23 protein-coding genes, 2 pseudogenes and 3 riboswitches are annotated in these 26,307 nt (G+C 71.9%); of the genes and pseudogenes, 14 read left to right on the top strand and 11 right to left on the bottom strand.

Annotated elements, in window-relative coordinates:
• Positions 1–3: 3 nt before the first annotated feature.
• The 6 genes from KUM39_RS20565 to ssuE are packed head-to-tail and all read left to right on the top strand — an operon-like array spanning position 4 to position 5,555.
• Positions 4–906, top strand: a complete 903-nt coding sequence (locus KUM39_RS20565; RefSeq protein WP_217787196.1) for an ABC transporter permease — start codon at positions 4–6, stop codon at positions 904–906.
• Positions 903–1,880, top strand: coding sequence for an ABC transporter ATP-binding protein (locus KUM39_RS20560; RefSeq protein ID WP_217787195.1), 978 nt, complete (start codon positions 903–905; stop codon positions 1,878–1,880). The genes KUM39_RS20565 and KUM39_RS20560 overlap by 4 nt, the downstream gene beginning before the upstream one ends.
• Positions 1,877–2,785 carry an ABC transporter ATP-binding protein gene (locus tag KUM39_RS20555; protein ID WP_217787194.1) on the top strand — a complete coding sequence of 303 codons (909 nt, stop codon included), beginning with the start codon at positions 1,877–1,879 and terminating at the stop codon, positions 2,783–2,785. The genes KUM39_RS20560 and KUM39_RS20555 overlap by 4 nt, the downstream gene beginning before the upstream one ends.
• 49 nt (positions 2,786–2,834) lie before the next feature.
• Positions 2,835–4,175, top strand: coding sequence for an LLM class flavin-dependent oxidoreductase (locus KUM39_RS20550; protein ID WP_217787193.1), 1,341 nt, complete (start codon positions 2,835–2,837; stop codon positions 4,173–4,175).
• Between the two features lies 1 nt (position 4,176).
• Positions 4,177–4,944 (top strand): alpha/beta hydrolase, encoded by a 768-nt coding sequence (locus KUM39_RS20545; protein WP_217787192.1) that lies wholly within the window; start codon positions 4,177–4,179, stop codon positions 4,942–4,944.
• A 53-nt stretch (positions 4,945–4,997) separates the two neighbouring features.
• A complete protein-coding gene (ssuE, locus tag KUM39_RS20540) occupies positions 4,998–5,555 on the top strand; it encodes an NADPH-dependent FMN reductase (RefSeq protein WP_217787191.1) in 558 nt (185 codons plus the stop codon).
• Positions 5,556–5,615: 60 nt separating this feature from the next.
• Here the strand turns inward: ssuE and KUM39_RS20535 are convergent, their stop codons facing one another.
• Positions 5,616–6,143 (bottom strand): peptidylprolyl isomerase, encoded by a 528-nt coding sequence (locus tag KUM39_RS20535; protein ID WP_217787190.1) that lies wholly within the window; start codon positions 6,141–6,143, stop codon positions 5,616–5,618.
• Positions 6,144–6,366: 223 nt separating this feature from the next.
• On the opposite strand from KUM39_RS20535, the gene KUM39_RS20530 reads away from it, so the two are divergent.
• Both KUM39_RS20530 and KUM39_RS20525 read left to right on the top strand, forming a co-directional pair.
• Positions 6,367–6,729: an ANTAR domain-containing protein gene (locus tag KUM39_RS20530; protein ID WP_217787189.1), complete on the top strand. Its 363-nt coding sequence runs from the start codon at positions 6,367–6,369 to the stop codon at positions 6,727–6,729.
• 456 nt (positions 6,730–7,185) lie between these two features.
• The gene (locus KUM39_RS20525; protein ID WP_246620458.1) at positions 7,186–9,045 is read left to right on the top strand and encodes a GAF domain-containing SpoIIE family protein phosphatase; all 1,860 of its coding nucleotides are present in this window, start codon (positions 7,186–7,188) and stop codon (positions 9,043–9,045) included.
• Positions 9,046–9,225: 180 nt separating this feature from the next.
• On the opposite strand, the gene KUM39_RS20520 is transcribed toward KUM39_RS20525, so the two are convergent.
• Positions 9,226–9,606, bottom strand: a complete 381-nt coding sequence (locus KUM39_RS20520; RefSeq protein ID WP_217787188.1) for an STAS domain-containing protein — start codon at positions 9,604–9,606, stop codon at positions 9,226–9,228.
• 203 nt (positions 9,607–9,809) lie between these two features.
• Between KUM39_RS20520 and KUM39_RS20515 the strand changes: the two genes are divergently transcribed.
• Both KUM39_RS20515 and KUM39_RS20510 read left to right on the top strand, forming a co-directional pair.
• Positions 9,810–10,205, top strand: coding sequence for an ATP-binding protein (locus tag KUM39_RS20515; protein ID WP_217787187.1), 396 nt, complete (start codon positions 9,810–9,812; stop codon positions 10,203–10,205).
• Positions 10,195–10,845, top strand: a complete 651-nt coding sequence (locus tag KUM39_RS20510) for a pyridoxine/pyridoxamine 5'-phosphate oxidase (RefSeq protein ID WP_217787205.1) — start codon at positions 10,195–10,197, stop codon at positions 10,843–10,845. The genes KUM39_RS20515 and KUM39_RS20510 overlap by 11 nt, the downstream gene beginning before the upstream one ends.
• A gap of 266 nt (positions 10,846–11,111) precedes the next feature.
• On the opposite strand, the gene KUM39_RS20505 is transcribed toward KUM39_RS20510, so the two are convergent.
• A complete protein-coding gene (locus KUM39_RS20505) occupies positions 11,112–11,660 on the bottom strand; it encodes a DUF6585 family protein (protein ID WP_217787186.1) in 549 nt (182 codons plus the stop codon).
• Positions 11,661–11,697: 37 nt separating this feature from the next.
• Positions 11,698–11,859 (bottom strand): annotated as a pseudogene (locus tag KUM39_RS28295) (IS5/IS1182 family transposase); the annotation flags it as partial.
• Positions 11,860–11,969: 110 nt separating this feature from the next.
• Here KUM39_RS28295 and KUM39_RS20500 point away from each other — a divergent pair.
• Positions 11,970–12,326 (top strand): annotated as a pseudogene (locus KUM39_RS20500) (5-methyltetrahydropteroyltriglutamate--homocysteine S-methyltransferase); the annotation flags it as partial.
• Positions 12,327–12,468: 142 nt separating this feature from the next.
• Here the strand turns inward: KUM39_RS20500 and KUM39_RS20495 are convergent.
• Genes KUM39_RS20495 through KUM39_RS20475 form a run of 5 tightly spaced genes read right to left on the bottom strand, consistent with a single transcriptional unit; the run spans position 12,469 to position 19,889 of the window.
• The gene (locus tag KUM39_RS20495; RefSeq protein WP_217787185.1) at positions 12,469–13,293 is read right to left on the bottom strand and encodes an ECF transporter S component family protein; all 825 of its coding nucleotides are present in this window, start codon (positions 13,291–13,293) and stop codon (positions 12,469–12,471) included.
• A complete protein-coding gene (locus KUM39_RS20490; RefSeq protein WP_217787184.1) occupies positions 13,290–14,966 on the bottom strand; it encodes an ABC transporter ATP-binding protein in 1,677 nt (558 codons plus the stop codon). Before KUM39_RS20490 ends, KUM39_RS20495 begins: the two co-directional genes overlap by 4 nt.
• Positions 14,963–16,159 (bottom strand): energy-coupling factor transporter transmembrane component T, encoded by a 1,197-nt coding sequence (locus KUM39_RS20485; protein WP_217787183.1) that lies wholly within the window; start codon positions 16,157–16,159, stop codon positions 14,963–14,965. Before KUM39_RS20485 ends, KUM39_RS20490 begins: the two co-directional genes overlap by 4 nt.
• Positions 16,156–17,115, bottom strand: a complete 960-nt coding sequence (locus KUM39_RS20480; RefSeq protein ID WP_217787182.1) for a hypothetical protein — start codon at positions 17,113–17,115, stop codon at positions 16,156–16,158. Before KUM39_RS20480 ends, KUM39_RS20485 begins: the two co-directional genes overlap by 4 nt.
• Positions 17,112–19,889, bottom strand: a complete 2,778-nt coding sequence (locus KUM39_RS20475) for a prenyltransferase/squalene oxidase repeat-containing protein (RefSeq protein WP_217787204.1) — start codon at positions 19,887–19,889, stop codon at positions 17,112–17,114. Before KUM39_RS20475 ends, KUM39_RS20480 begins: the two co-directional genes overlap by 4 nt.
• Positions 19,890–20,034: 145 nt before the next feature.
• Positions 20,035–20,107: riboswitch (cobalamin riboswitch) on the bottom strand.
• Positions 20,108–20,203: 96 nt separating this feature from the next.
• A riboswitch (cobalamin riboswitch) is annotated at positions 20,204–20,333 on the top strand.
• Between the two features lie 100 nt (positions 20,334–20,433).
• On the opposite strand from KUM39_RS20475, the gene KUM39_RS20470 reads away from it, so the two are divergent.
• From KUM39_RS20470 to KUM39_RS28825, 3 genes are all read left to right on the top strand, one after another.
• Positions 20,434–21,846, top strand: coding sequence for a prenyltransferase/squalene oxidase repeat-containing protein (locus KUM39_RS20470; RefSeq protein ID WP_217787181.1), 1,413 nt, complete (start codon positions 20,434–20,436; stop codon positions 21,844–21,846).
• A 237-nt stretch (positions 21,847–22,083) separates the two neighbouring features.
• Positions 22,084–22,205: riboswitch (cobalamin riboswitch) on the top strand.
• Positions 22,206–22,306: 101 nt separating this feature from the next.
• Positions 22,307–22,867: a hypothetical protein gene (locus KUM39_RS28830; RefSeq protein WP_217787180.1), complete on the top strand. Its 561-nt coding sequence runs from the start codon at positions 22,307–22,309 to the stop codon at positions 22,865–22,867.
• 69 nt (positions 22,868–22,936) lie between these two features.
• Complete coding sequence (locus KUM39_RS28825) at positions 22,937–24,427, top strand: prenyltransferase/squalene oxidase repeat-containing protein (protein ID WP_217787179.1); 1,491 nt, start codon at positions 22,937–22,939, stop codon at positions 24,425–24,427.
• Between the two features lie 48 nt (positions 24,428–24,475).
• Here the strand turns inward: KUM39_RS28825 and KUM39_RS20455 are convergent, their stop codons facing one another.
• Together KUM39_RS20455 and KUM39_RS20450 are read right to left on the bottom strand one after the other, a co-directional pair.
• Positions 24,476–25,318, bottom strand: a complete 843-nt coding sequence (locus KUM39_RS20455; protein WP_217787178.1) for an ABC transporter ATP-binding protein — start codon at positions 25,316–25,318, stop codon at positions 24,476–24,478.
• Between the two features lie 5 nt (positions 25,319–25,323).
• Positions 25,324–26,289: a FecCD family ABC transporter permease gene (locus KUM39_RS20450; RefSeq protein WP_217787177.1), complete on the bottom strand. Its 966-nt coding sequence runs from the start codon at positions 26,287–26,289 to the stop codon at positions 25,324–25,326.
• Positions 26,290–26,307 lie beyond the last annotated feature (18 nt).

Genomic DNA, 26,307 nt, shown 5'->3' with positions numbered 1-26,307 from the left:
ACCGTGCGCCGTGTCCTGTCGCTCACCTCCGGCCGGATCGCCGTGGCCGTCCTCGCCGTGGTCGCCCTGCTGGCCGTCCTCGGCCCGCTCCTGGCACCGCACGACCCGCTGGCCACCAGCACGCACACCCTCGCGCCCGCCTCCGCCGGACACTGGCTCGGCACCGACTACCTCGGCCGGGACGTGTTCAGCCGACTCCTCGCGGGCTCCCGGATCAGCGTCCTCGGCTCGCTCGAAGTCGCCCTCACCGCGCTCGTCGCCGGTACCGTGCCCGGCATCCTCTCCGTGCAGCTGGGGCGGGTCTTCGAATGGGCCACCCTGCGGCTCGCGGACACACTGGTGGCGCTCCCGTTCCTGCTGTTCGCCGTCGCCGTGGTCGCCCTGCTCGGCAACGGACTCACCCAGGCCATGCTGGTCACCGGTGTCCTCGTCTCGCCCCTCTTCTACCGGGTGGCCCGCGCCGCGACCCTCGCCGTGGCCCGCGCGCCGTACGTGGAGGCCGCGCTGATCGCCGGGGCCGGCACCGGCTGGATCGTCCGACGGCACCTGTGGGCCAAGGTGCTGCCGCCGCTCGCGGTTGCCCTCGCCCAGACCGTCGGCACCGGCTTCGTCATCGTCTCCAGCCTCACCTTCCTCGGCATCGGCGTGCAGCCGCCCGCACCGACCTGGGGCGGACTCCTCGCCTCCGACCTGGGCTACCTGGGCCACCAGCCGTGGGCGCCCGTCGCCCCCGCGCTCCTCGTCATGCTCACCGTCTGGGCCGCCAACCTGCTCGCCGACGCGCTCCGGGACGTGTCCGGCGAAGCGGGGCGGACCCTGCTCCGGGGTCGTGCCGCCCGCGCCCGCACCGCCGCCGTGCCCTCCGTGACCCCGACCCCCGACGCCCACGCTGGAGGCGCCCGATGACCCCGTCCACCGGCCGCACCGTCACCCGAGGCCCGGGGGAGGCGCGTACCGCCGTACCGCGCTCCACCGGCCGACGGCCCGCCGCACCGCACACCGGCCCGGAGCCCGCCGTACCGGACGCCGGACGCCCACCCGGCGTACCGCACGCCGTACCGGCCGCACCGTCGCCGCTGTCGCTGCGGGACGTGCGGATCACCGACCACGCCACCGGCCGCAAACTCGTGCACGGGGTCACCTTCGACCTCACCCCCGGCCGGACCGTCGGCATCGTCGGGGAGTCCGGCAGCGGCAAGACGCTGACCTGCCGGGCCGCCCTCGGCATCCTGCCCGCCCACTTCGGGATCAGCGGCGGCTCGATCGAGATCGACGGCACCGACATCGGCACCCTCACGCCCCGCGCGTGGACCGCGCTGCGCGGCTCCACCGTCAGCGCCGTCTTCCAGGACCCGGCGTCCTACCTCAACCCCTCGATCCGGGTGGGCCGCCAGATCGCGGAAGTGGTCCGCGTCAAACAGGGCCTCGGCCGCCGCGCCGCACACGAACGCGTCCTCGGACTGCTGCGCGCCGTCCACCTGCGCGACCCCGAACGCGTCCAGGGGCAGTACCCGCACGAACTGTCCGGGGGCATGCTCCAGCGCATCCTGATCGCCACCGCCGTCGCGGCCGGGCCGCGCGTCCTGATCGCGGACGAGGCCACCACCGCCCTCGACGTCACCGTGCAGGCCGAGGTGCTCGACCTCCTCGCCGAACTGCGCCGGACCACCGGCCTCGCCCTCGTCGTGGTCTCCCACGACCTCGCCGTCGTCGCCCGGCTCTGCGACGAGGTCCTGGTCATGCGGGACGGCGAGGTCGTCGAACAGGGCCCCACCCGCACCGTCCTGCACCACCCCCGGCACCCGTACACCCGGCTCCTCGTGGACGAGCACGAGCAGTACGGGCTCGACAGGTTCCGCACCCCCGAGGAGGACGCGTGACCGGCACCCCGCGGCTCGGCGCGGACGCCGCACCGGACGCCCCCGCGTCCCCGGCCGTACCGCCCAACAGCCTTTCCGCACACGGCGGTCCGGTCCTCCGGATCAGCGACCTGCACGCCCACTACGGCACCCGCGCCCGCCGCCGTACCGTGCTCGCCGGGGTCTCGCTGGAGGTCGCGGCCGGGGAGACGGTGGGGCTGATCGGGGAGACCGGGTCGGGGAAGTCCACCCTCGCGCGCTGCGTGCTCGGACTCGTCCGCCCCTCCGCCGGGTCCCTCGTCCTCGACGGCGAGGACGTCACCCGCCACGGCCACCGCCAGTGGCGCGCGCTGCGCCGCCGGGGCGTCGTCCAGTACGTCTTCCAGGACCCGCTGCGCAGCCTCGACCCCGATCTCACCGTCGCGGAATCCCTCACCGAACCGCTGCTCGTACGCGGCACCCCCTGGACCGAGGCGGAACAGCGTGCCCGGACCCTCCTGGACCGGGTGCGGCTCGACCCCGGCCTGCTCACCCGGCAGCCCGCCGAACTCTCCGGCGGTCAGCGTCAACGGGTCGCTGTGGCAAGGGCGTTGGTCACCGAGCCCCGGCTCGTCGTCCTCGACGAACCGGTCAGCGCCCTGGACTCCGCCAACCGCGTGCGCATCCTCCGGATTCTCAAGGAACTGCGCGGCGACGGCGTCGCCCTGCTGTTCATCTCCCACGACCTCGGCTCGGTCGCCGGAGTCGCGGACCGGATCACGGTGCTGCACGGCGGCACCCTCGCCGAGACCGGCACCGCCGCCGACGTGATCAACCGCCCCCGGCACCCGTACACCCGGCTCCTCGTCCGCTCCGCGCCCACCCTGCACGGCACCCCCGCGGACCGTGCCGAACGGGACTCCCTGCGCGCCCAGTTGACCCACTGAGACCCCGCTCCGCCCCGCCCCACCCCGCCTCGATCCGAGAGGAATCCCCATGCCCCGCAGGCTCCACCTCGCCCTCCACCCCTACGGCGTCGGCGGCCCCGGCCAGCACGGACTGTGGAAGGACCCACGGGTCGCCAAGAACGCCAGCATCGACATCCGTTACTACATCCAGCAGGCGCAGGCGGCCGAAGAGGCCCTGTTCGACGCCCTGTTCATCGTGGACAGCCAGTTCATCAACGCCACCTACCCCGCCCACTACCTCAACCGGCTCGAACCGCTGACCCTGCTCTCCGCCGTCGCCACCCACACCCGGCACATCGGCCTGGTCGGCACCGCGAGTTCCACGTACAACTCACCGTTCAACCTCGCCCGCCGGTTCGCCTCGCTCGACCACATCAGCGGCGGCCGGGCCGGATGGAACGTCGTCACCAGCTTCGACACCGGCACCGCCCGCAACTACGGCCTGGACGAACACCTCGACTACGCCACCCGCTACGGCCGCGCCCTGGAATCCGTCCAGGTGGCACGCGGCCTGTGGGACTCCTACGAGGACGACGCCTTCCCCGCCGACACCGAGCGCGGTGTCTTCCTCGACCCCGACCGGCTGCACGCCCTCGACCACCGGGGCGAGCACTTCCAGGTCGCCGGACCGCTCAACCTCTCCCGCTCCCCGCAGGGCCAGCCGGTCATCTTCCAGGCCGGGGTCTCCGAGGAGGGCCGCGACCTCGCCGCCCGCGTCGCCGAGGGCATCTACGCCCCCGGCGGCACCCTGGAGGCCGCCCGCGACTACTACGCCGACATCAAGAAGCGCACCGCCGCCCACGGCCGCGACCCCGACCACATCAAGATCTTCATCCACGGCGGTCCCGTCGTGGCCGCCACCGACGAACTGGCCCGACGGCGCGAGCGGGAGATCTTCGAGGAGGACAACAGCCTCGACGGCAGCCTCGCCCTGCTCGGCCGCTCCTTCGGCGCCTACGACTTCAGCCGCCACGACCTCGACGCCCCCTTCCCCGACATCGCCCACCTCGCCGAGAAGGGCGGCCGGACCGCCGCCGCGAAGCTCATCGAACGGGCCCGCGCCGAGCACCTCACCCTCCGCCAAGTCGCCCTGTCCGCCAACGAGTTCCGCCGCTCCCCGTTCGTCGGCTCGCCCACCACGGTCGCCGACACCATCGAGCGGTGGTTCGACGCCGGGACCCTCGACGGCATCAACCTCGCCTTCCGCACCCACGACGAACTCACCCTGTTCGTGGACGGCGTGGTCCCGCTGCTCCAGAAACGCGGCCTGTTCCGCACCGCGTACGAGTCCGACACCCTGCGCGGCAACCTCGGCCTGCCGGTCCCCGGCAACCGGCACACCCTGGCCCGCCGGACCACGGGGGCATGAGATGACGCCGTACACCGACCACCACACGCCCGACGGAGTCCGCGTGCGCGGCACCGTGATCGTCGTACCCGGCCGGGGCGAGACCCCCGCCGTCTACGGGCGCCTCGGCAGGCGCCTGGCCGCCGACGCCTACCGCGTCCGCGTCCTCGACACCTCCGGGATCGCGGACGGCACGGCACCCGAGTCGCTCACCGCCCTGGCGGCCCGGATCTCCGGCACCGTACGGGACACCGCCACCGCCGACGGCGTCGCGCGGCCCCTCGTCCTGCTGGGCGCCGACACCGGAGCTGCCGCAGTCGCCGCGCTCCTCGACCCCGGCCGGGGTCACGACACCGGCGGACCCGACGCCGTGATCCTCGCCGGGCTCCCCGCACCCGGCACCGCGGCGGGCGGCACCTGGGAGGAGGAACTCGACGCGCGCACCGCCTGCCCGGTGCACCGGGGCACGCTCACCGACGACCCCGCGGTACGGCGCGGCGCGCTGACCGGACCCGCGCCGGACGCCCTGCTGACGGCCGCCCACGCCAGCCGTCCCGCCGTACCCGCGCTGTTCCTCACCGGCGACGCCGACCCGCTGGCCGATCCCTCCGCGCTCGCCCGCACGGTGAAGGCGCTGCCGCTGGCCCGTCTCTCCACCGTGCGCGGCGCCCGGCACGACGTCCTCAACGACCAGCAGCACCGCTCCGTCGCCGCCGAGATCGTCACCTTCCTGGAGACGGTCCGCGCTCACCTCGTACCGGTGATCGGGGTCGAGTCGAGCGCCTGGTGAGCGCCGCCCGCACACCCGAGTCCCCGTCTCCGCCCGAACCGGAAAGGTCCGTCATGGCCGCCATCCTGTCCGTCTCCGGCAGCCCCTCAGCGGGCTCGCGCACCGCACGGCTCCTGCACCATCTCGACGACCGCCTGCGCGGCCACGGGCACACGGTGACCTCGCTCGCCGTACGCGACCTGCCCGCAGGGGCGCTGCTGGGCGCCGACTTCGGGCACCCCGCGATCGTCGAGGCCGCCGCCCTCTTCGAGAAGGCCGACGGCGTCGTCATCGGCACCCCCGTCTACAAGGCCGCCTACTCGGGCCTGCTGAAGTCGCTGCTCGACCTGCTCCCGCAGTACGCGCTGACCGGCAAGACCGTCCTCCCGCTCGCCACCGGCGGCACCACGGCGCACGTCCTGGCCATCGACTACGCCCTGCGGCCCGTCCTCAGCTCGATGGGCGCCGCGCACATCGTGCAGGGCTGGTTCACCCTGGACCGCGAGATCACCGCCGACGCGTCGGGCGCCGTACGGCTGGCACCCGACACCGCGCGGTCCCTGGCCCGTGTCACCGACCAGTTCTCGGCCGCGCTGGCGGCGGTCGCGGGAGCCCCCGCGGTCGCCGCCTGACGCGGGCGGAACACCGGGCGCGCGGGCCGACGCGGGCGTCGGTGCGTGTGCGGGCGGGCGTCAGCGGGTCTCGACGACGACCGATTCGAGGACCACGTCCTTCACCGGGCGGTCGTTGCGCGGGTTGGTCTCCGCCCCGCCGATGATGTCCACGACCCGCTGCCCGGCCTCGTCGGCGACCTCGCCGAAGATGGTGTGCTTGCCGGTGAGCCAGGTGGTCGGGGCGAGGGTGATGAAGAACTGGGACCCGTTGGTGGCGGGCCCGGCGTTGGCCATCGCCAGCAGATACGGCCTGGTGAACGCCAGGTCCGGGTGGAACTCGTCCGCGAACTTGTACCCCGGCCCGCCCGTTCCGGTGCCCAGCGGGTCGCCGCCCTGGATCATGAAGTCCTCGATGACCCGGTGGAACACCGTGCCGTCGTACAGCGGACGGCTGCTCGGCTGCCCGGTGTTCGGGTCCAGCCACTCCCGCTGCCCCGTGGCCAACTCCACGAAGTTGGCCACGGTCTTGGGGGCCTGGTCCGGCAGCAGCCGGACCACGATGTCGCCCTGATCGGTCTTCAACGTCGCGTACAGGTCTTCCGGCATGACGATCCTTCGGTGCGCTCTCGGCTGACCCACCCAGTCTCCCGGCCCACCCGCCCACCTCGCAGACCCGCCGCGACCTCTCACCCGCACGAGTGGCCCGCCCGCCGACAACACGTCCGGGCCGTGCGGCGGCCGTACCCGCCGGGCCGCCCCGTGTGATCGCACGTGCCACGGGGAACCCGTACGAGGAATCCGCCGCTCCCATACTCGCCGGAGGTGTTCCGTGGCCTTCTTCGCGCTCTCGCCGTCGCACCCGCTGGTCCTGCTGTCCAGTACGGATCTGGTCGCGCAGGGCGAGGCGTTGCGCGCGGAGACCGCCCAACTCCGGCGCGCCGTCACCTCGCACGCGGTCATCGACCAGGCGGTCGGCGCGGTCGTCGTCCTGGGGCGGATCGCACCGGAGGAGGCGTGGCGGGCACTGCGGGACACCTCGCAGACCACCAATACGAAACTCCGTGCCGTCGCCGAACACGTACTCGACTTCGCGCAGGGCGGTGAACTGCCGGACCCCGAACGCGAGGCGCTGTACCGGGCGATCGCCCGCTACAGCGCTCTGGGGAAGAGCGTTCCCTCCACCACCGGGTGACGCGGGAACGCCGTACGGCCGCGCGAATCGGTGGGTCGGGGGCGGGAGATCGGCGGACGAGGGTATGTGACGCGCGCGAGCCGAAGCGCCGTTGGCGGTGACGTCGGGCGGTGGTTCGGGGGCACCGTCACGCGTGCGCGAGCCGAGGCCCCTCATCCCGCTGCCCGCGCCGGAGTTCGCCTCCTCGTCCCGCTCGTGGCGAACAACCCGGGGCTACCGTCACCAACTTCATCGCCCTCGGCCCCACCGGCACCGTGCCGCCGTCCACCCGTGCCAGACTCATGACGAGCGTGCGGAGCGTCTCGGCGCCGCTCGGCCCGCAGCTGGTGACCGCCCGTGCCATGAGCATCCCGCGCCCAGCCGGGGCACGGGTCACCGGCCGCGCCGGGTGAGACCGTCGCGGCGGCTCCGGGCGGTCGATGCTGTCCCGTGGTGAATCCTGGGAAGTAGACCCTGATGAACGCAGAGAGGGGTTCCGTGACCGCGATGACGGACGCCGGGCGACTGGCCGCGCTCGCGGAGACCGGACTGTCCGCCGGGGCGGACGCCGGTATGGACCGGTTCGCCCGGCTGGTGGCCGAGGTGCTGGGTGTGCCGGTCGCGCTGGTGTCGCTGGTCGAGTCGGCACGGCAGGTGTTCCCGGGCATGGTCGGACTGGCCGAGCCGTGGGCGACCAGCCGTCAGACACCGCTCACCCACTCGCTGTGCCGACACGTCGTCACCGGGCGCGAACCGCTGGTGGTGACGGACGCCCGCGAGGACCCGTGCACCCGCGACAGCCCGGCCGTCCCGGACCTCGACGTGATCGCATACGCGGGTATGCCCCTCGTCGGCGAGGAAGGCCATGTGCTGGGCTCGCTGTGCGCCATAGACACCAAGCCCCGCCAGTGGACCGACGGGGAACTGGGCGTGCTCCAGGACCTTGCGGCGGCGTGCGGGGCGGAACTGCGGCTGCGGTCCGTCTCCCGCCAGCGCGAGCAGGCCCGCGCCTCCGAGGCCGCCGCGCGTGCCGAGGCGGACGAGTCCGCCCGCCGCTACCGCACCGCGCTGGACCACTCCCAGCTTCTGCTGCGGGCCGCCGACGCGCTGGCCAACACGACCGTCCTGGCCGAGGTCCGCCGACAGGTCCAGAACCTCGTCCACAGCGATCTCGACCCCGCCTACGTCGGTCTGGTCGTCGTCGAGGACGGGGAGTATCTGCGCCGCCTGATCGAGGAGAACGCCGACGGGCCCATCGGTCACCTCAACGGCGCCTACCGCATCACCGACGCCTGGCCCACCGCACACGCCGTACGGGAGAACCGCACGGTTCACGTGGACGGCATCGCCGACCTGGAGAGCCACTACGGTCCCGCCGCCGTCGAGGCGTTCGCCGTGCTCGGACTGCGGTGCGCGGTCGCCGTACCGCTGCCCGGCACGGTCGCCCCGCTGGGCGCCCTGGTCCTGGGCTGGGACCGCCCGCACACGATCGACGTCGTGGAACGGGCGGTTCTGACGTCCCTCGCCGGATACACCGCCCGCGCGGTCGAACGCGCCCAGTTCGTCGAGAACCGGGTGGACGCGGCCCGGCAGATGCAGGAGGCGATGCTCACCGACCTGCCCGACGTGCCCGGTCTGGAGATGGCCGCGCTGTACCGCCCCGCCGCCGCCGACGACCTCGTGGGCGGCGACTGGTACGACGCCTACCCGCTCCCTGCTCCGGAGGGCGCGGCGACGCCCGCCGACCGCAGGGCGCTCGCGGTGTCCATCGGTGACATCACCGGCCACGACATGAAGGCGGCCTCCCTGATGGGACAGGTCCGCAGCATGCTCCGGCAGGCCGACCTCGACCACGCGGGCACCGGTCCCGGCCGGGCGGTCACCGCGTTCGAGCGCGTCAACACCCACCTGCGCATCGGCGTCAGCGGCACCCTGGTCCACGCCCATCTGCGGCCCTGCCCGCCGTCCGAGGCCGGGATCTGGGAGCTGACCTGGACCAACGCGGGGCATCCGCCGCCGCTCCTGGTGGCACCCGACGGCACGGTCCACCGGCTCGACCGGCACGACATCCTGGTCTTCCCCGGCATGGGCGAACAGCGCCGGACCGAACACCGCCGCCGTCTGCCGCCCGGCAGTCTGCTGCTGCTCTACACCGACGGCCTGGTGGAACGGCCGGGCACCGACATGGACGCGGCCACCGACCTGGCCGGGCGCGTGCTCGCCGCCCACCGGAGCAGACCGCTGCCCCGGCTGCTGGACGAACTCGCGGATCAGGTCGCGGGGAGCAGCCCGGCGGACGACATCGCGCTGCTCGCGCTGCGCATTCCCGCCCGGTGAGGCGGGGCGCGGAGGGCGGTGGTGGGAACTGCGGAGGCGGCGGACCTCGGGGACGGCGGGGCTGTCGAGGACCTTGGTGATGTCTGGGACCTCGGCGGCAGTGGGGCCATCGGTGGTGGCGGGGGCGGCCTCACCGTGGCGGGGGCCTCAGGGCCCTGGGCACCTGTGCGGAGGCCGTGTTCAGGCGGCCAGGGCCTCTTCGACGGTGGCGTAGCAGCTGATGACCGTATCGATGCCGACGAGTTCCAGGACGCGTCGGACGGGAGCGCTGGCGCCCGCGACCCGGAGCCAGCCGCCGGTGTCGGCCGCCCGCATGTGCGCGGTGAGCAGGTCGTTGATGCCGGTGGAGTCCATGAAGGACACACCGCCGAAGTCCACCACGATCCGCTGGACGTCCGCCCCTGTGGCGGTGGCGGTGGGGGCCGGGAGCAGCGCCGCGAGGAACACCTCGCGCACGCTGTGGTCGATCTCGCCGCTGAGGGCCACGACACGCGCGTCGCCGACCGCGCGATCCGTGCTGGACAGCTGTCCTGGTCTATTCGGCTCGGGGATGTCGCCCACCGCAAGTGTCTCCTGTACTGACGTCCGGACGCCGATTCTGCCAGGCCCGCGTGGAACCCGGCCCCGGCGCGGATGTGACGAGGAGAACTCGATTTTCCGGGTGTGGCCGGACAGAACAGGGGTACGGGCGCTTCGACGGGGAACGGGGCGATGAGTTGAGAACAGCGGCCGACGACGGCCATGAAGTGCCGGAGGAGCAGCGGATGGCGAGCATCGCTCTGTACGGCGGCTACGGATCGATTTCCGAGGCCCGCCATTTCGCCGTGGACTTCCTCGACCGGGTCCGCGACGGATTCCGGGTCGCGGTGTCCGACAGGGCGCGCGATCTGACGCAGCTGGTCGTCAGCGAACTGGTCACCAACGCGGCCAAGTACGCCGCCGGACCGGTCCTCCTGGAACTGCACCTTCTGGCGCACGCCGTGGACATCGTGGTCTGGGACAGCGACCCCACCGTCCCCGAGGCCCGCGACGCCGACCCCAACCGCATCGGCCAGCACGGCCTGGAGATCGTCCAGGCCGTCGCGGAGAACCTGAGCATCCGCACCGAACCGGTCGGCAAACGCATCACGGCCCGCATGCCGCTCACCGATTCGTGTTGAGCGGTACTCCGACGGATCCGCGCTGAGCGGTACTCCGACTCCGGAGTTCTATCCGTCGAAGGCGCCGGACACGCCGTACGAGTTGTTCACCGAGTGGCTGCTCAACGCCTTGCGTGCCGGGGTGCGGGAGCCGCATGCCATGACGTTGGCGACGGCGGACGCGGGTGGCGATCCGACCGCGCGGGTGCTCATCCTCAAGGATGTGAGCCCTGAGGGCTGGGAGTTCGCCTCGGACGAGGGCAGCGTCAAGGGCCGCGACCTCGCCGCCCGTCCCTACGCGGCGCTGACCTTCTACTGGTCGCCGCTCGCCCGCCAGGTCCGGGTGCGCGGCCCGGTCGTACGTGCGACGCCCGAGCGGTGCGCCGCGGACTTCCTCTCACGTGGCGCGGGGGCACGGGCGGAGGCCCTGCTCGGGCGGCAGTCGATGCCGCTCGCCGATCCGGCCGAGTGGGACGCGCAGGTGGAGACCTCACTCGTCCGCATCAAGAACGATCCGGACCTCGTGGCGCCGGGCTGGACGCTCTACTCGTTGCGTCCGGATTCGGTGGAGTTCCGGCAGGGCGACAAGGAACGCCGCCACACCCGGCTCGCCTACCTGGCGACGCCCGAGGGATGGACCAAGCAATTGCTGTGGCCCTGATTCCCGGATTCCCGCGAGGCCCCCCTTCTCCAGCACGTCATGAAAACGGCCTCGCGCAAAGCATTCCTGATCGCCGAGACGCTGAGCGCCACCGGCCGGACAACCTGAGCCGATTGTGCGCAGCAGGCGGCGGGGCGACACGGTTCCGCCAACTGAGGCCGCGGCAAAAGAGGAAGGGGAACCAGTAACCGAAAAGGAAGATTAATACGCGACCCCGCCAGCCTCCCGCCCACACAGCCACCGCAGTCACCGAAATTACGAAAAGATCAGTAGTATGGGTTGGTGTTGCCGGTCACCGGGATGCGGGAACGCTTGGACATTAGTTTGGCGAGCTCATGTACGTTGTAATACGTGGTGTTGAGCGTCCACTCGTTGTGATGTCCGGTCTTTCGCTCCGTGAACGCCACCTTGTAGGCAGAAGACACGCCGATCGGAATCAAGCTAATGGAGAAATACCATACCTCGGCCTCTATTGACGTGATTTCCGACCACGCCACGCTGACCACCCGTCCACCGGCCACGTCTACGAAGCCCTCCGAGAAAAGGTAGAGCCCCCCGCGTACACGCTTAAACCAGACGTAAATCCATATGACAATGATCAAAGGGCCCACCACCTCAGCGCTGCGGCCCCAGAAGTTGTCCACCTCGCTGTGGATCAGATTCATGACAACGACGAGGATCACCAGACACGCCACCGCCCCGCCAATGCCGGGCCGACGGGGTAGCAGTCGCTCGAATCTTCCGAGTTCATCGCGGGTGGCGCGGGCCAGCGCACGGGGTTCGGGCCCGTTGCTTCGTTTGCTTGTTCCGGCCATTGTGAGATGGTAGCGAGTCAATAAGCCTTTTCCAACGTCGGTTTGAGCAGGTGAGGTGAAGAGTGAGGACGGCCTGGAGGCTGGTGGTGCGGGTGGTGCTGTAACGGAGTTTGCGCAGGAGGCGCCAGTTTTTGAGGGTGGCGATGGAGGGTCCGATCAGGGCCCAGATCTTGGCCTGCGAGCGGACCTGCACGGCCTGTCATCCAGCGACTTCGTGCCCGCCCTGGAGCAGTTCCTGGGCAGCGTGGCCGGGCTCTCCCCGGCCAGTCTCACCGGCTGCCGCCGCCGAGAATGGGCATGGCAATGGACACTCACATGTGCTACGCCGAGTTCGGCGACATCGTCCAGGCCATCGACGACCTCGACGCCGACGTCATCAGCCTGGAAGCGGCTCGCTCCCATATGCAGGTCGCCCGCGAACTCGTCGCCCACGGCTACCCGCGCCAGGCCGGACCCGGCGTGTACGACATCCACTCCCCGCGCGTCCCGAGCGCCGACGAGGCTGCGGAGCTTCTGCGGAGCGCTCTCAAGGGCATCCCCGCTGAACGGCTGTGGGTCAACCCCGACTGCGGTCTGAAGACCCGCAGCTGTACCGAGACCCGTGCCTCCCTGGAGAATCTGGTGGCCGCCGCCCGTACCGTCCGGGGTGAGCTGCCCGTCTCCTGACCCGAGGAACACAGTGGTCCGGAGCAGCTCACCCCGGCAGGTCAGGGGACGATGCGAGAATTCACATGCGACCTGCTCGACGAGCTGTACCGGCTCGAACTCCGCTGTTCCGGCGGCGTTGACGGCCTGCGGGCAAAAGAGCTCAGCGCGGTTCGACTCCGGAGTTCTCCGGGGCGGCGAAGCGTATCGGGGCCTGGAAGCGGGCTCGCCGTGCGGCGCGTCGGAAGGTGGTGAGTACGGCGGGTCCGGCGAGGAGGACGCAGACGAAGTTGGTCACCGCGCGCCCGGTGTCCCAGCCGAGGGAGGTGGCGAGGTCGAAGGCGACGTAGCGGTGCCACTGTTCGGTGAACGGCAGGCCGGGGAGGTAGGCGATGGAGCTGTTGGGGTCCAGGGAGAACGGCCAGAACGAGAGGTTGAGCAGGAACCCGAAGAGGTAGCCGGAGAGCGAGCCGTACCCGGCGAGCAGCAGCACCTCGCGGCGCCCGGTCGCGCGCGGCAGGAACCCGGCGAGCATCCCGACGAACGCGCACCCGAACATCTGATATGGCATCCACGGCCCGACCCCGCCGGTGATCAGCGCCGACGCGAACAGCGAAGTGCAGCCCAGGGTGAAACCGAACCCCGGACCGTAGACACGCCCGGCGAGGACCAGCACGAAGAACACCGTCTCCACCCCGGCCGTTCCCGCGCCGAGCGGGCGCAGTGCCGCGTTGACGGCGGAGAGCACGCCCAGCATGGCGAGCGCCTTGGAGCTGATGCCGCCCTCGGCGATCTCGGAGAGCACGACGCACAGCACGAGCACCAGCAGGACGCCGAAGATCAGCGGCGGTGCGTAGTTGGACCCGAACTTTCCCGGCGCGACGACGAACGGCCAGAAGAACGCGATGATTCCGAGGAAGGCGGACAGGGCGATGACGACCGCGGCCCGCGGCCCCAGTCGGATGGCCGAACCGAGCGAGGCGGTCATGCGCCGGCCCCGGTGCCGGACGGGTGGTCGAGGCCCGACACCACTTGCTCGACCGTCAGATACGGCAGCGGCGCGAGGATCTTGGCGGTCTGCGGGGCGAACGCGGGAGAGGCGACGATGACTTCGGTGGTCGGTCCGTCGGCCACGATGTCTCCTTCCGCCATCACCACCACCCGGTCCGCGGCGCGGGCCACGAACTCGACGTCGTGGGTGGAGATCACGACCGCGCGACCCTCCGCGGCCAACGCGTCAACCATGCCGATGAGCTGGTTCTTCGCACGGTAGTCGAGTCCGCGGGTCGGCTCGTCCAGCAGGAGGACGCGGGGAGCGGCGGAGAGCTGGACGGCGAGGACCAGGGCCAGTTTCTGTCCCTCGGACAGGTCACGGGGGTGCGTGCTGTCGTCGATGCCCGGAGCCAGCCGGTCCAGGATCGCCCGTGCGCTGTCACCGAGGCCGACCGTGGGGACAGCGGTCCCGCCCCTGCCCGACTCCGAGTCCGCCTGGTCCAGTTCCTGCCGGACGCTCTCCAGATACAGCAGGTCTGCCGGGGTCTGGGGGACCAGGCCGACCATGCGACGGGCATCGGACGCGGACACGGCGTGCGGATCGCTCGTGCTTCCGGCCCCGGTGTCCACCGTGACGCTTCCCGCCCGGCGGGGGCCCGAGCCCTGCAACGCCCACAGAAGGGAGGACTTGCCGGAGCCGTTGCGGCCCATGAGCGCCGTGACCTCGCCACCGCGGAGTGCGAGGTCCACTCCCCGGACGGCGGGGACGCCCTGATAGCTCACGGTCACGCCGCGCGCGGTGAGCAGGGCCGGGCCTTCGGGCGCGGGCCCGCTGCGCGCGGGAAGCGGTGTCCGTCCGGTGAGCCGGGTGCGCAGCCCGGTCGCGGCGCGCCGGGCGTCTCGGATGGACAGGGGCAGAGGGGACCAGTCGGCCGCGCGGCCCAGTTCGACGATCGGCGGTGCGATGGACGAGGTCCGCAGGATGTCGGCGGGGAGTCCGCTCACCACTTGGCCGCCGCCCGGCAGGTGGATGACACGGTCGGCGTACTGGACGACGCGTTCGAGGCGGTGTTCGGCCATCAGCACGGTGACACCGAGGTCGTGGACCAGGCGGGTGACGGCGGCCAGGACCTCCTCCGCCGCCGTGGGGTCCAGGGCGGAGGTGGGTTCGTCGAGGACGAGAACCCTGGGGTGCGCGGTGAGGACCGATCCGATGGCGACCCGCTGCTGCTGCCCGCCGGAGAGTTCGTGCAGGGCACGGTGTCTCAGATCGGCGAGGCCGAGCAGGTCGAGGGTCTCCTCGACGCGCTTGCGCATGGTGGGCGCCGGTACCGCGAGTTGTTCCAGGGTGTAGGCGAGTTCCTCCTCGACGGTGTCCGTGACGAACCCGTCGATCGGGTCCTGGCCCACCACGCCCACCACGTCGGCGAGTTCACGCGGTGGGTGGTGTGCCGTGTCGCGTCCGTCCACGATGACGCGCCCGTAGAGCGTGCCGCCGGTGAAGTGCGGGACGAGGCCGTTCACGGCCCCCAGCAGAGTGGACTTGCCGACGCCCGTGTGACCGACGACGAGACAGAGTTCGCCCTCCTCCACCGTGAGGTCCACCTCTCGCAGAGCGGGCCGGGAGGCGTCGTCGTAGTGGACGGTGACCTGGTCGAAGGTGATCACGTGACGTCGGCTTTCTGGGTGCGCCGCTGTGCGGGGCGTGGGGCGGTGGGCGCCGTGGGCGGTGGGGAGAGGAATCCCGCCGCTCCCGCGAGCAGGATCGCGGCGGTCGGCACCAGCGGCAGGCTCGGCCAGGTCAACGGGTAGATGGAGGGGTTGAGTTCGGCCGCGTCGTAGCCGAGGCCGGTGAACAGCAGCACGGCGGAGAGCACGCCGCTGCCCGCGACCGCCCATTCGGGCAGCTTCCACGGGTCCGGGCGGTACGTGGTGCGGGTGACCCTGCGGCCACCGACGCGCAGACCCGTGACGCAGAGCACGGCCCCCGCCGTCATGGCGGGCAGACCGAGGACCCGGGGAGCGGTCGCGTCGAGTAGCCCGTAGGCACCGGCACACAGGCCGCACATGCCGAGCAGCATCAGTGCTCCGGTGAGCCGGCGTGAACGGCGCGTGGCGGTACCCGCCCGGCCGTAGCCACGCGAGTCCATCGCGGCGGCCAGCCGCAGGGAACGTTCGAGCGCGTCCTCCAGAACCGGCACGACGATGCCGCGCAGTGCCGCGAACCCCCTGTTCCGGCCGGCCCGCAGCCTGCGGGCACGGGACACGCGCTGCACGCTCTGCACGAGTTGGGGTGCCACGCTGATGGCGACCGTCACGGCGACCCCGAGTTCGTACAGGGCGCCCGGCAGTACTCGCAGGGCCCGCTTGGGATTGGCCAGGGTGTTCGCGGCGCCGATGCAGCACAGCATGCAGGCGAGTCGCAGTCCGTCGGTCGCGGCGGACAGAATCGCCTCCAGCGACACGGGCCCGCCGATCCGGATACCCGCGTACCAGTCCGGGGTGGGGATGTGCGGCAGGGAGAAGAGGAAGTGGTCGCGGGGGGTGATGCCGGTCGCGAACACGGCCCGGAACACCACGCGGATCGTGACCACCGTGAGCGCCATGTAGAGGTAGTACTGGAAACCGCGTGCCCAAGGTGCCTCGGTGCGGCGGGCCGTGACGACGTAGCCGAGCACCGCCAGCACGAGGAACAGCAGCAACGGGTTGGCGGTGCGGCTGACGGCGGTGGCCAGGGCGAGCGCCCAGATCCACCAGGCGAGCGGGTGCAGGGCCCGGGGCAGGCGGCGGCCGTCTCCGTCCGGCGCTTGCCGGGACGGAGACGGGGTGGCTTCGACGGCGGCCCGCCTCACGGCGGTCACTCGGAGCGGCGTCGTCGGCGCGCGACGTACACCGCTGCTCCGCCCACGACCGCGATGAGGGAGGCACCCGCAGCCACCGGGCGCAGCGAACCGGAGTCGTGTGCCGTGTCGGACGCGGGCGCGGCGTCCACCACGCGAGGGCTCGTGCCCGGTGTCGTGGCGGGTGCGGCCGTGTCCGACGCGCTCGGAGACGGGCTCGTGCTGTGACTCGGCGAGGTGCTCTGCTGGGGCGAGGCGCTCTTGCCGGGCCGCGCCGTCCGCTTCTCCGGCTCGCGCGTGGGCTTCCTGCCGGTCTTCTCGGGATCGGATTTCGGCTGTCCCCCGGGCGCGGGGCCGGTGTCGATGTCCGGCGGCAGAGAGGGTGCCTTCGCGGTGGAGGCGGGTCTCCCCGCGTCTCCCTGCGGCCGGGTGTTGTGGGCACGCAGCTGGTCCGGGGTGATCCTCGGGCGCCCTTCGGTGCCCTTGATGTCGGTGCCGCCGAAGATCCACAGATCGACACTGCCCGGCTTGGGCTTGTACAGCATGGCGCCGAGCTGGCTGTACTCCCAGTCATGGGCTCCGGGGTCGGCGTGCCAGTACGACCAGTACGCCGACGCGGGCGGTGTCAGGACGCAGTCGTCCTCGCCGGCCGTCGGGTACTGCCTGCCGCCCTGGTAACCGCCGTATCCGATACGGCAGATGAAGGCAGGGCCGTCGTGGCCGGTGCCGGTGGTGCGCCAGCCGCCCTGATTGAGCAGTTCGTACCCGGTGGCCGGCGTCGTGCCGCAGGACCGCAGGACCGGCCCGCCCCAGTGGCTGAAGTCAACGGCCAGCACGGCACCGGAGGAGGTGGTGCAACGCCCCATCGGCTGCGGAGCCGCCACGGCCGGTGCGCCGGTCGCGCCGAGGGCGGCGACGGCCATGCCGAGAGCGGCCGTCACGCGGACGGTCGCGCGGGTGACGGACGAGGGGATCATGAACGGCCTCCGGAACCGGCGCGACGGCGCGGGGCGACGACCGTGCGCCAACCGGCGAGGACGAGGAGCAGGGCGACCCCGGCGAGAGCGCCCGCCTGGGCACCGGTCGAGGCGAGCACGCCGTCCCCGGTTCCCCCGGTACCGTCCGTGACGCCGCCGGACCCTCCCGTCCCCCCGGCCGTGATGATCTCCGGAAGGCTGCTGCTCGGACTCGGACTCGGACCAGGACTCGGCTGGGCGGACGTGCCGCTGAGATCGCGCTCCAGCACACCGAAGGAGATTCCGGTCGCGCCACCCACCGCCTGCGTGGAGGCCCGCAGGTCGGAGCCGCGCTGTCCGCCCTTCGCCACGTTGAAGCCGCCGTCGCCGTTCTGCTGCCCGGCGAGGAACTTCAGCGCCTTCGCGATCTCGGCCCGGTAGGACCCGGCGTGCAGGGACAGGCCCTGCACCGCGAGTGCGGCCGAGTTCACCGAGTCACCGGCGGCGCCGGGGAAACCGCCGTCCGCCAGTTGCCGGGAGGCGATCCAGCCGAGTGCCTTGTCCACGGCCTTGTCCGCCGTGTCCGTGCCCACCAGGTCGAGTGCCATCGCGGCGATGGCGGTGGAGTCCACGTCGGAGTCACCCGTGGCGGGGACGAGGCTCGGCCATGCGCCGCTGTCCTGCTGGAGGCTCTCCAGGTACGCGACCGGCTCCCTCGCCGCCGCCGTCTCGCCCGCGCGGAGCTGTGCCATCACGGCCAGGGACTGGGAGAAGACCGAAGGGGCGTAGGTGTAGGCGCCCTTGGCGGGGCAGGAACGGTCGGGTGCGGTGCTGGGCTTCGCGCAGACGGCCTTCTTCAGCGCGTCGATGAGGTCCTGGCCGGCGAAGTCGTGTGGGTCGCGTCCGACCGCCTCGGCGAGCAGCGCGGTCTTCCCGATGGAGCCGCCCGCCGCGTAGGCGGTGCCGCTGCCGGTCCAGTCCTGGACGGTGCGGCCCTCGCCGTCCTTGCCTCCGCGGTCGAGGAAGTCGATGACGCCCCGCAACCTGGCGTTGTCCAGGCCGGTGGCGGCGAGCGCGTAGGCACCGTCGATGGTCAGCCCGAAGTCGGCGCGGGAGGAGCCCGTTCCGTCGGTGTAGTAGTGGCCCTGGCGGAGCCGGTCGGCACCGGTGAGGTAGGCGACGCCCTTCTTGAGGTCCGGCCCGTCGCCCGGCGGGACGCCGGGCCCGGTGGGCGGCCCGGTCGTCGGGGGCTCGGTGACCGGAGGTTCGCCGGGGTCGTCGGTCTTCGCGGTGAGCGAGACCAGGCTGGTGCCCGCTCCGGCGAGCACGGCCGGAGGGGTGGGGTAGAGGGACGGGTCGGTGGCGCCTTCCTCGAACCCGAAGCCGCCGCCGTCGAGTTGCTGACGCGCCAGCCAGCCGGTGGCCGCGTCGGCCAGGGCGGTGTCCCCGAGAGCACGCAGGGCCTGGGCGGCGTACGCGGTCGAGGCGACACCGCCGGTGGTGGCGCCGGTGTAGCCGGGGAACGAACCGTCCTCGCGCTGGGACTTCTTCAGATACGCCCGTGCTGCGGCCACTTCGTCGTCGTGGCCGCCGGCCTTCCGCAGGACCAGCGCCACCAGCCCGGTGGTGGCCGCGTCACCGTCGCAGTACTCGCCGGAGCGGATGAGGATGCCGGTGATGCCACCGTCCTTGCACTGGAGCTGGGTGAGGCGCGTGACGGTGGAGGCGGGCGGCGTCACACCGGCGCGCAGCAGGGCCAGTACGGACATGGCCTGGCCGTCGGCGTACGTCGCGTTGCGGAAGTCGCCCGCGGCGGTGCAGCCGGGGGTCGCCTCACCGGATTCGGGGCCGGCGGCGCACACGTTCTTCCGGAGATCGGCGATCAGGTCGTGGCCCCCGAAGGCGGCCGGGTCCCGTCCGGTGATCTCGGCGAGGAGGGCGAGTCGGGCGGCCGCGGTGGCGTCGGGGGCTTCGTCCTTGCCCGCCGGGTAGGCGTAGTCGTCGGTGTGGTCGGCCAGGAATTCCGTGATCCGGCCGACGGCCGGGCCCTTTCCATCGGCCGCGGCCAGCGCGTACGCCGTCTCCGTGGTGAGGAGGTGGTTCGGGGTGTCCGTGCCGTCGTCCACGATGTGGTCGCCGTCGGTGAGGCTGCCCTTCAGCCAGGCGGCTGCCGCCCGCAGATCGATGGCGCCGGGGGCTCCGGTGGGCGTGCCGCCCGGATCAGGGGGCGTACCGCCGCCACGTACGTCGTCCGGGCTGAACGTGGGCTGACCGGTACTGCCGCCGATGTCGGTTCCGCCGTACACCCAGGCATCGACGTCACCGTCCTTGAGCTTGCGGTCCATCGCGCCGTACTGGCTGTACGTCCAGTCGTCCTGGCCGGGAGCCGCTGTCCAGTAGGACCAGTAAGCGGTTGCCTGCGGTGTCAGGACGCAGGACTCCTTGTCGGGCGTCGGGTACTGCCTGCCGGAGTCGAACGCGGCACTGCCGATACGGCAGATGAAGGCCGGGCCGTCGTGCTCGGTCCCCGTCGTTGCGAAACCGCCCTCGTGCAGGAGCTCGTAGCCGGTCGTCGGGCTGGTGTCGCAGCCGCGCTCCACCGGTCCGCCGAACGGGCCGAAATCGACGGCGACCAGGGCGCCCTTCGTGGCCGTGCAGTCTCCGACAGGGTCCGCGGCGGCGGGGGACACGGCGAGGAAGGTCGGGACCGAGGCCGCGAGCAGTGCCGCAGCCGCGGACCACACGGGTACGCGTCTGCTGCCCGAGCGTCGCCTTCTGCGCTTGTCGGTCCCCACCACGGCCCCCGGCCCCTCTGTCGTGTGCCGAGGGAGGCCAGGGCGTGGTCGTGGGCTCACACCGCATGCGGAATCACCGCCCGGTGCGAGCCGATCGAACCACGCCGTAGTCCTCGACGGCGTCTGTCGCTGAACATCAGGCTCCAGGTGTTCCGGCTCGCCCGGCTCGCGCCGGGCCTACGGTTGCGGGTCAGCGCCGGAGTTCGACCGGCTTCCCCTGGAGTTGTGTGCTTATCAGCCGGGATTGAACACGCAGTTGAAGGAGGCGTCAAGGCGGGAGGGGCGGCTGTACCGCTGGCTGTGGCTGTCTGGCGGGTGACGGACCGGTCCGGTAGCGTCCTGCGCTGCCACATGGGGGAACCCGGTGTGAATCCGGGGCTGACGCGCAACGGTGTGGGACGGCGAAAGGCTGTCCCGAGCCCGAGGACCCGTGCGGTGAGCAACCCCTGGAAGCCTTCCACGCGTTTGGACGGCGGCCTCGACCCGCCGCCGCCCCAGGGCTCGGTCGCGGTTCGGCCGGCGTCCCTCATCTCAGGAGCAGGCCATGTCCCGTACCGTGAAACTCCGTCGTTCCGCAGTCATGGCGGCCTCCGCTGTCGGCGCCTTCGCCCTCACCACACTGCCGGCAGCCGCGACATCGACCCCCGCTCAGATCGCCACGTCGAAGACGAACGGTGTGGCCTATCTCAAGTCCCTTCAGGAGGCCGACGGTTCGTACGCCGGAGCCGGTCTGTCCAACGAATGGGCGTTCAGCGCCCTCGCGGCAGCCGGAACCGCGGCCGTGGACGTGACGCCGGGCGGTGACACGAGCAAGAACGCGAGAACCGTCTACCGCAACCTCCTGGCGACATCGACCTGGCCGTCCTCGACCCCCGTGGTGACCGACTACGAGCGCGCCACTCTGAACGGCTACGCGGCGGGCATCGACCCGGCACGGGTCTCCGCCTCCCGGAATCTCGTCGCCGACATGTACGGCTACTGGCAGACCTCGGAGGCCGGCTACTTCGGTCCGTCCGGGAACTTCAACGGGACCGTCTTCGCCGCCCTGGCCCTCAACGGCGCCAAGACGCAAGGAGGCGGGCAGCGCATTCCCCAGGCGCTGCGGGACGCGGTCGTGGCCCGCATCCGCGCAAACCAGCACAACGACGGCGGCTGGACCTTCACCAAGGCCGAGGGCAGCGCGAGCGACCTCGCGGCGGCGAGCGACATCGACATGACCGGCGCGGCGATGGCGGCACTGTGCGTCTCGGGTGTCCCCGCCACGGACACGGACATCGTGCAGGCCAAGGCGTTCCTCAAGGGCAAGCTGGTCGCGAGCAGCGGCGCCTTCAACTCCATGTTCGGGGTCAACACCGACTCCAACGGCTGGGCCGTCTCCGGCCTCAACGCCTGTGGCATCAACGCACAGACCGGCGACTTCCTCACGTCGATGGGCAGGACGCCGGTGGACTTCCTGATCGCCCAGCAGTTCAATCCGGGCGGCGGCTTCAAGTACCTCCCGAGTAACACCAGCCCCTCGGCATACGCCTCGACGGACGCGCTGCGGGCTGTGGCCGGTGGCGGGTTCACCGCCACGCCGCCCGCACCGGTGACGTCGGGCGCGCCCCAGTGGGTCGCCCAGAGCACCTTCACCGCAGGCACGGCCACCAAGCTCGCGCTGACCGTCGATGACGGTGCGGGCGGCCTCAAGGTGTGCTCGGTCTCCCTGACCCCGACCGCCGGCACGACGACGCTCGGCGCCGTTCTCGACGCGGCGACCGGCACGGCCACGCCCTCGGGATGCGTGACCGGAGTGACGCCCGCCTCGGGCACCGGCACGATCACCACGGTCAACGGCAAGGCCAACAGCGGCTCCAACTCCTGGAAGGTCAGCATCGACGGTTCCTCCTTCGCCGCGGCCACCCGGCAGAAGGTGATCAACGTCGGGGACACGATCGCCGTGCGCTGGGGCGCCTGACCGATCGCCCGCGGTTCCGCCCTCGGCGTTCGTACGGCGCTCTGGGCGGGACCCGCCGCACCGTGGGTGCGTGCCCGGACCCGCCTCCACGGCACCGCCCACCCGCGCACCGCCCGTGGCCACCGCATGCGCGTCGTCTCCCTGCCGCCCACGGCGACCGACGTCGTCACCGGGCTCGGCCTGGAGAGAGCCTGGTGGGTCGCACACACGACATTGACGGAGACCGGTCATCCGTGGTCATATGACGGGCTTTTACTTCAGCATCACAGGGGAAGCCGGTCGAACTCCGGCGCTGACCCGCAACCGTGGGCCCGGTACGCCGGGCAAGCCGGAGCACCTGCGCTGAGGCTCGATTCAAACGCCGTCGTGGACTGCGGCGTGGACCGGCAGCCGCGCCGCAGTGTGCCGTGCCGCCTTCCCACGCCCCGTCGCCGAACGGCCGACGACCCGGAAGGTTCCCATGACGAAGTCCACCGCACGTAAAGCCTGGCACCGCACCGCGTCCCGGTCGATCGCGGCCTCCGTCCTCGCGCTCGCCGCGACGGGCGTCACCGTCACCGCGGCCGCCCCCGCCTCCGCCGACCCGCTCACGAGCTGCACCCCGACCAAGGGCGCGATCGTCGCGGTTGACTTCGGCCCCTGGGGCGGCTCGGTGGTGCGTGGATGCGACGCCAGTCCCACCACCGGGTACAACCTGCTCCACAACGGCGGATTCACCACAGCGGGCACCCAGCACGACGGCCCGGCGTTCATCTGCCGGATCGGCAACTCCACGTTCAACAGCGGGACCCAGTACCCGACGCCGGCTCAGGACGCCTGTGTTCTCACACCGCCCGCCTCCGCATACTGGTCCTACTGGATCGCCCCCGCCGGACAGACCACGTGGACCTACAGCCCCCTCGGGGCCATGAGCGACAAGCCGAAGGCCGGCGAGGTCGAGGCATGGGTGTACGGCCAGACCAGCATCGACGGCACCACCGGCAAGCCGAAGTTCACGCCCGCATCGGTCCGCGCGCGCTGACGACGCGGCACCCGGCCGGACCACGGCTCGCAATCACCCGTCCCTCCGCGACCGGCCGAAGGAGTCGTCGTGAACGCTGTCCCCCCTCATGAGAACCGGTACCGGAGCAGATGGGCTCCGGCCGCGGGCGCCCTGCTGTTCTCGGTCCTCGGGGCCGCGCTGTGCGCCTCGGCGCAGCCCGCGCACGCGGAGACGGGCCGGGCCGTGCCCCGCACGCAGCCGGGCTCCTCCGGCCCGGCGGCCGCATCGCTCGCGGCCGGAGCCGCCGACCGGCCGGACTTCAAGAAAGGGTCCGACTATCTCGTCGCTCCGGCCCAACTGACCGACGGGCACTACTACGCGCCCTTCGGCGGCGGATTCGCCGACTTCGGGCTGACCATCGACGGCGCGTACGCGCTCGCCGCGGCGCGCACCGACGACGCCGCGCTCGCCAAGATCATCGACTTCCTGGACCAGCGGAAGACCGACGGGACCGGACGTTCGATCGACGACTGGACGGGGATCGGCACGCCCTACGCGAGTGGCGGTTCGATCGCGAAGGAGGCCCTGCTCGCCGAGATCGTCGGCAAGGACCCTCGCTCGTTCGGCGGCCACGACCTGATCGCAGCTTTGGACAAGGCGGTCTGCGTCCGGGCCGGCACCGGTGCGGACACCGCGTGCGCGGCTCCCGGTTCCTACACGTACGCGCCGTCCGTCTTCTCCCAGTCGCTGGGCATCATGGCGCAGCTCCGGGTGGGGGACACCGCCAACGCGGCGGGGCCCGTCGCTTACCTGGAGGGGCTCCAGAACGACAACGGCTCCTGGCCGAGTCTCATCCCCTCGACGAACGACTCCGACGTGGACTCCACGGCGATGGCGGTGATGGCCCTCGCGCTCACGCCCGACGGAACCCACTCGCCCGCCGTGACCAAGGGCATCGCCTGGATCGCCGGGCAGCAGGAGAAGGACGGCGGCTTCCCCGGCGCGGCCGGAGACTCCACCAACTCGGCGGCACTCGCCGTACAGGGACTCAGCCTCGACGCCGGCTCCTACACGGCCCAGATAGCCAAGGCGTTGAAGTTCCTCGCCGGACAGCAGAACGGCGACGGCGGATTCGACGTGGCCGCCGACGGCCAGCCCGGCTCGGACGTCCGCGCCTCCACCCAGGCACTCGGCGGAGCCACCGGGATCTCCTTCGGCACGCTCACCACCGGAAACGCCGGTTCCCCGTCGCCCACGCCGTCGTCCGGGTCCGGTTCCTCCCCGTCACCCTCCTCCCCGGCCACCTCCGGGGCCTCGCCCTCGTCCACGGCGACGGCCGGCACCACGGCCCTGCCGAGCATCAGCACCGTGCCCGACGAGCCCACCGGTTCCGGGGGACCGGAGGTGTCGGACGCCTCCACGGCATCCGCCCCGCCGCCCGGCACGGGAGGCACCACCCCGCCCAACGACGGTCAACTTGCCAGCACCGGAAGCGACATGTCCGAGGAGACCCTCGTGGCAGGAGCTCTGCTGATGCTCGGTGCCGCCTCGGTGGCCGTGGCCCGCCGTGGCCGGGAGAGGCATCCGGAGCACCGCTGACCGGCGTGAGGCCGCGGCGAAGTGCCCGTCACTTCGCCGCGAGCGGCGTCAGGCGGTGGTCTCCGGGACATTCCGCCGACCGGGCAGGTCGTGGGACGCGGACTCCGGTGCACGGTCACCGGCGAGCGGCTGCGCCCCATAGGTGATGCGGACGACGCCGTCGGCGTGCCGCTCGGCGCTCGCCCGCACGCCGAAGACCTCGCCGAGAGTGCGCGGTGTGAGCACGTCCAGAACCGGCCCGGCGGCCACCACCGTCCCCTCGCACAGCACCACCAGGCGGTCGCAGAGCCGCGCGGCCAGATCCAGGTCGTGCAGCACGGCCAGCGTGGTGACTCCGGTGGCGCGGATCAGGTTCAGCAGCTCGAAACGGGCCCGGATGTCGAGATGGTTGGTCAGTTCGTCGAGGACCAGAAGCCGTGGCTCCTGGGCCAAGGCTCTTGCCAGCAGGACACGTTGACGCTCCCCGCCGGACAGTGAGGTGTAGTCGCGGTCCGCGAGGGACCGTACACCGCAGCGGTCGATGGCGTCGGCGACGGTGCTCCGGTCTTCGGGGCCGTCGCGGCCGAGCAGGCCGTGGTGCGGGGCACGGCCGAGGGCGACGATCTCGGCGACGGTCAGCCCGGTGGTGTTGCCCTCCGCGTCCTGCAGGACGGCGGCGGTGCGTCGTGCCGCGTCGCGCGGGGACAGTTTCCGCACGTCGTCCCCGCCCACGCGCACCGTGCCGCCCGCCGGGCGCAGGGAGCGGTAGACGGTACGCAGCAGGGTGGACTTGCCGCTGCCGTTGGGGCCGACGAGGCCGACGATGTCGCCCTCGCGGGCCTCCAGGGTGACGTTCCGCAGAACCGGGTTCTGGTCCAGGGTGACATGGAGTCCTTCGACGGTGAGTTTCATCCGGTTCAGTCCAAGCCCTTGTTGCGGCGCAGGAGCCACAGGAAGAAGGGGGCGCCGAGAAGGGCGGTGAGGATGCCGAGGGGCAGCTCGTTGGGGCGGTTGACGACGCGGGAGAGCAGATCGACCAGGACCAGATAGACCGCCCCCAGGAGTGCGGTCAGCGGCAGCAGGCGGCGGTGGTCGGCGCCGATGGTGAGGCGGACCAGATGCGGGATCATCAGTCCGACGAAGCCGATGCTGCCGGCGACGGCGATGACGGTGCCCGTGAGCAGCGCGCTCAGGACCAGGAGAGCGGCGCGCAGCCGGTTGACGTCGATACCGAGCGCCGTGGCCGACTCGTCCCCGGCCAGGAGCACATTGAGGCGGCGGCCGAACAAGGACAGCAGTGTGGTCGTGGCGAGCACGACGGCGGACACCGCGGGCAGTTGGTCCCACTGCGCCCCCGCGACGCTGCCGAGCATCCAGAACATCACCGTCCGCAGTTCGGTCGGGGTTGCCTGGAGTTGCACGAAACTGGTCGCGGAGAGGAAGACGTAGCCGACCGCGACGCCCGCCAGGACCAGCCGAGTTGGCGCCATCCGCCCGCGACGCCGCCCCAGTGCGAAGACCAGCGCACCGGCCGCCACCGCGCCGACGAAGGCCGCCGCCGATACCCCGAGCCCGGCGAGTGCGACGCCCCCGCCGAGCGTGATCACGAGAACGGCGCCGAGCGTGGCGCCGTAGGAGAAGCCCAGCACGATGGGGTCGGCGAGCGGATTGGACACCACGGTCTGCAGGACCGCGCCGGACACCGCGAGGCCCGCGCCGACCAAGGCGGCCAGGACCACCCGCGGTGTGCGGAAATTCCAGACGATCTGGTCGAGCGCAGGGTCGGAGGGAGCCGCTCCCGCGCCGGTGACGTGGTGCAGCACGATCCCCCACACCTCGCCGAGCGGGACGTTCACCGCGCCGATGCTGATCGCCACGATCATGGTGGCGACCAGTCCGAC

Origin of the sequence: Streptomyces corallincola (genome assembly GCF_019104725.1) — a bacterium.
Classification (GTDB): Bacteria; Actinomycetota; Actinomycetes; order Streptomycetales; family Streptomycetaceae; genus Streptomyces; species Streptomyces corallincola.
This window is presented reverse-complemented; position numbering and strand designations above follow the sequence as displayed.

What these genes read in the sequence shown, in the direction of transcription:
- KUM39_RS20560 (WP_217787195.1), top strand. Translation starts at nt 903, where the DNA reads ATGACCCCGTCCACCGGCCGCACCGTCACCCGAGGCCCGGGGGAGGCG.
- KUM39_RS20550 (WP_217787193.1), top strand. Translation starts at nt 2,835, where the DNA reads ATGCCCCGCAGGCTCCACCTCGCCCTCCACCCCTACGGCGTCGGCGGC.
- KUM39_RS20545 (WP_217787192.1), top strand. Translation starts at nt 4,177, where the DNA reads ATGACGCCGTACACCGACCACCACACGCCCGACGGAGTCCGCGTGCGC.
- ssuE (WP_217787191.1), top strand. Translation starts at nt 4,998, where the DNA reads ATGGCCGCCATCCTGTCCGTCTCCGGCAGCCCCTCAGCGGGCTCGCGC.
- KUM39_RS20535 (WP_217787190.1), bottom strand. Translation starts at nt 6,143, where the DNA reads ATGCCGGAAGACCTGTACGCGACGTTGAAGACCGATCAGGGCGACATC.
- KUM39_RS20525 (WP_246620458.1), top strand. Translation starts at nt 7,186, where the DNA reads ATGAACGCAGAGAGGGGTTCCGTGACCGCGATGACGGACGCCGGGCGA.
- KUM39_RS20515 (WP_217787187.1), top strand. Translation starts at nt 9,810, where the DNA reads ATGGCGAGCATCGCTCTGTACGGCGGCTACGGATCGATTTCCGAGGCC.
- KUM39_RS20505 (WP_217787186.1), bottom strand. Translation starts at nt 11,660, where the DNA reads ATGGCCGGAACAAGCAAACGAAGCAACGGGCCCGAACCCCGTGCGCTG.
- KUM39_RS20495 (WP_217787185.1), bottom strand. Translation starts at nt 13,293, where the DNA reads ATGACCGCCTCGCTCGGTTCGGCCATCCGACTGGGGCCGCGGGCCGCG.
- KUM39_RS20480 (WP_217787182.1), bottom strand. Translation starts at nt 17,115, where the DNA reads ATGATCCCCTCGTCCGTCACCCGCGCGACCGTCCGCGTGACGGCCGCT.
- KUM39_RS20470 (WP_217787181.1), top strand. Translation starts at nt 20,434, where the DNA reads ATGTCCCGTACCGTGAAACTCCGTCGTTCCGCAGTCATGGCGGCCTCC.
- KUM39_RS28830 (WP_217787180.1), top strand. Translation starts at nt 22,307, where the DNA reads ATGACGAAGTCCACCGCACGTAAAGCCTGGCACCGCACCGCGTCCCGG.
- KUM39_RS20455 (WP_217787178.1), bottom strand. Translation starts at nt 25,318, where the DNA reads ATGAAACTCACCGTCGAAGGACTCCATGTCACCCTGGACCAGAACCCG.
- KUM39_RS20450 (WP_217787177.1), bottom strand. Translation starts at nt 26,289, where the DNA reads ATGATCGTGGCGATCAGCATCGGCGCGGTGAACGTCCCGCTCGGCGAG.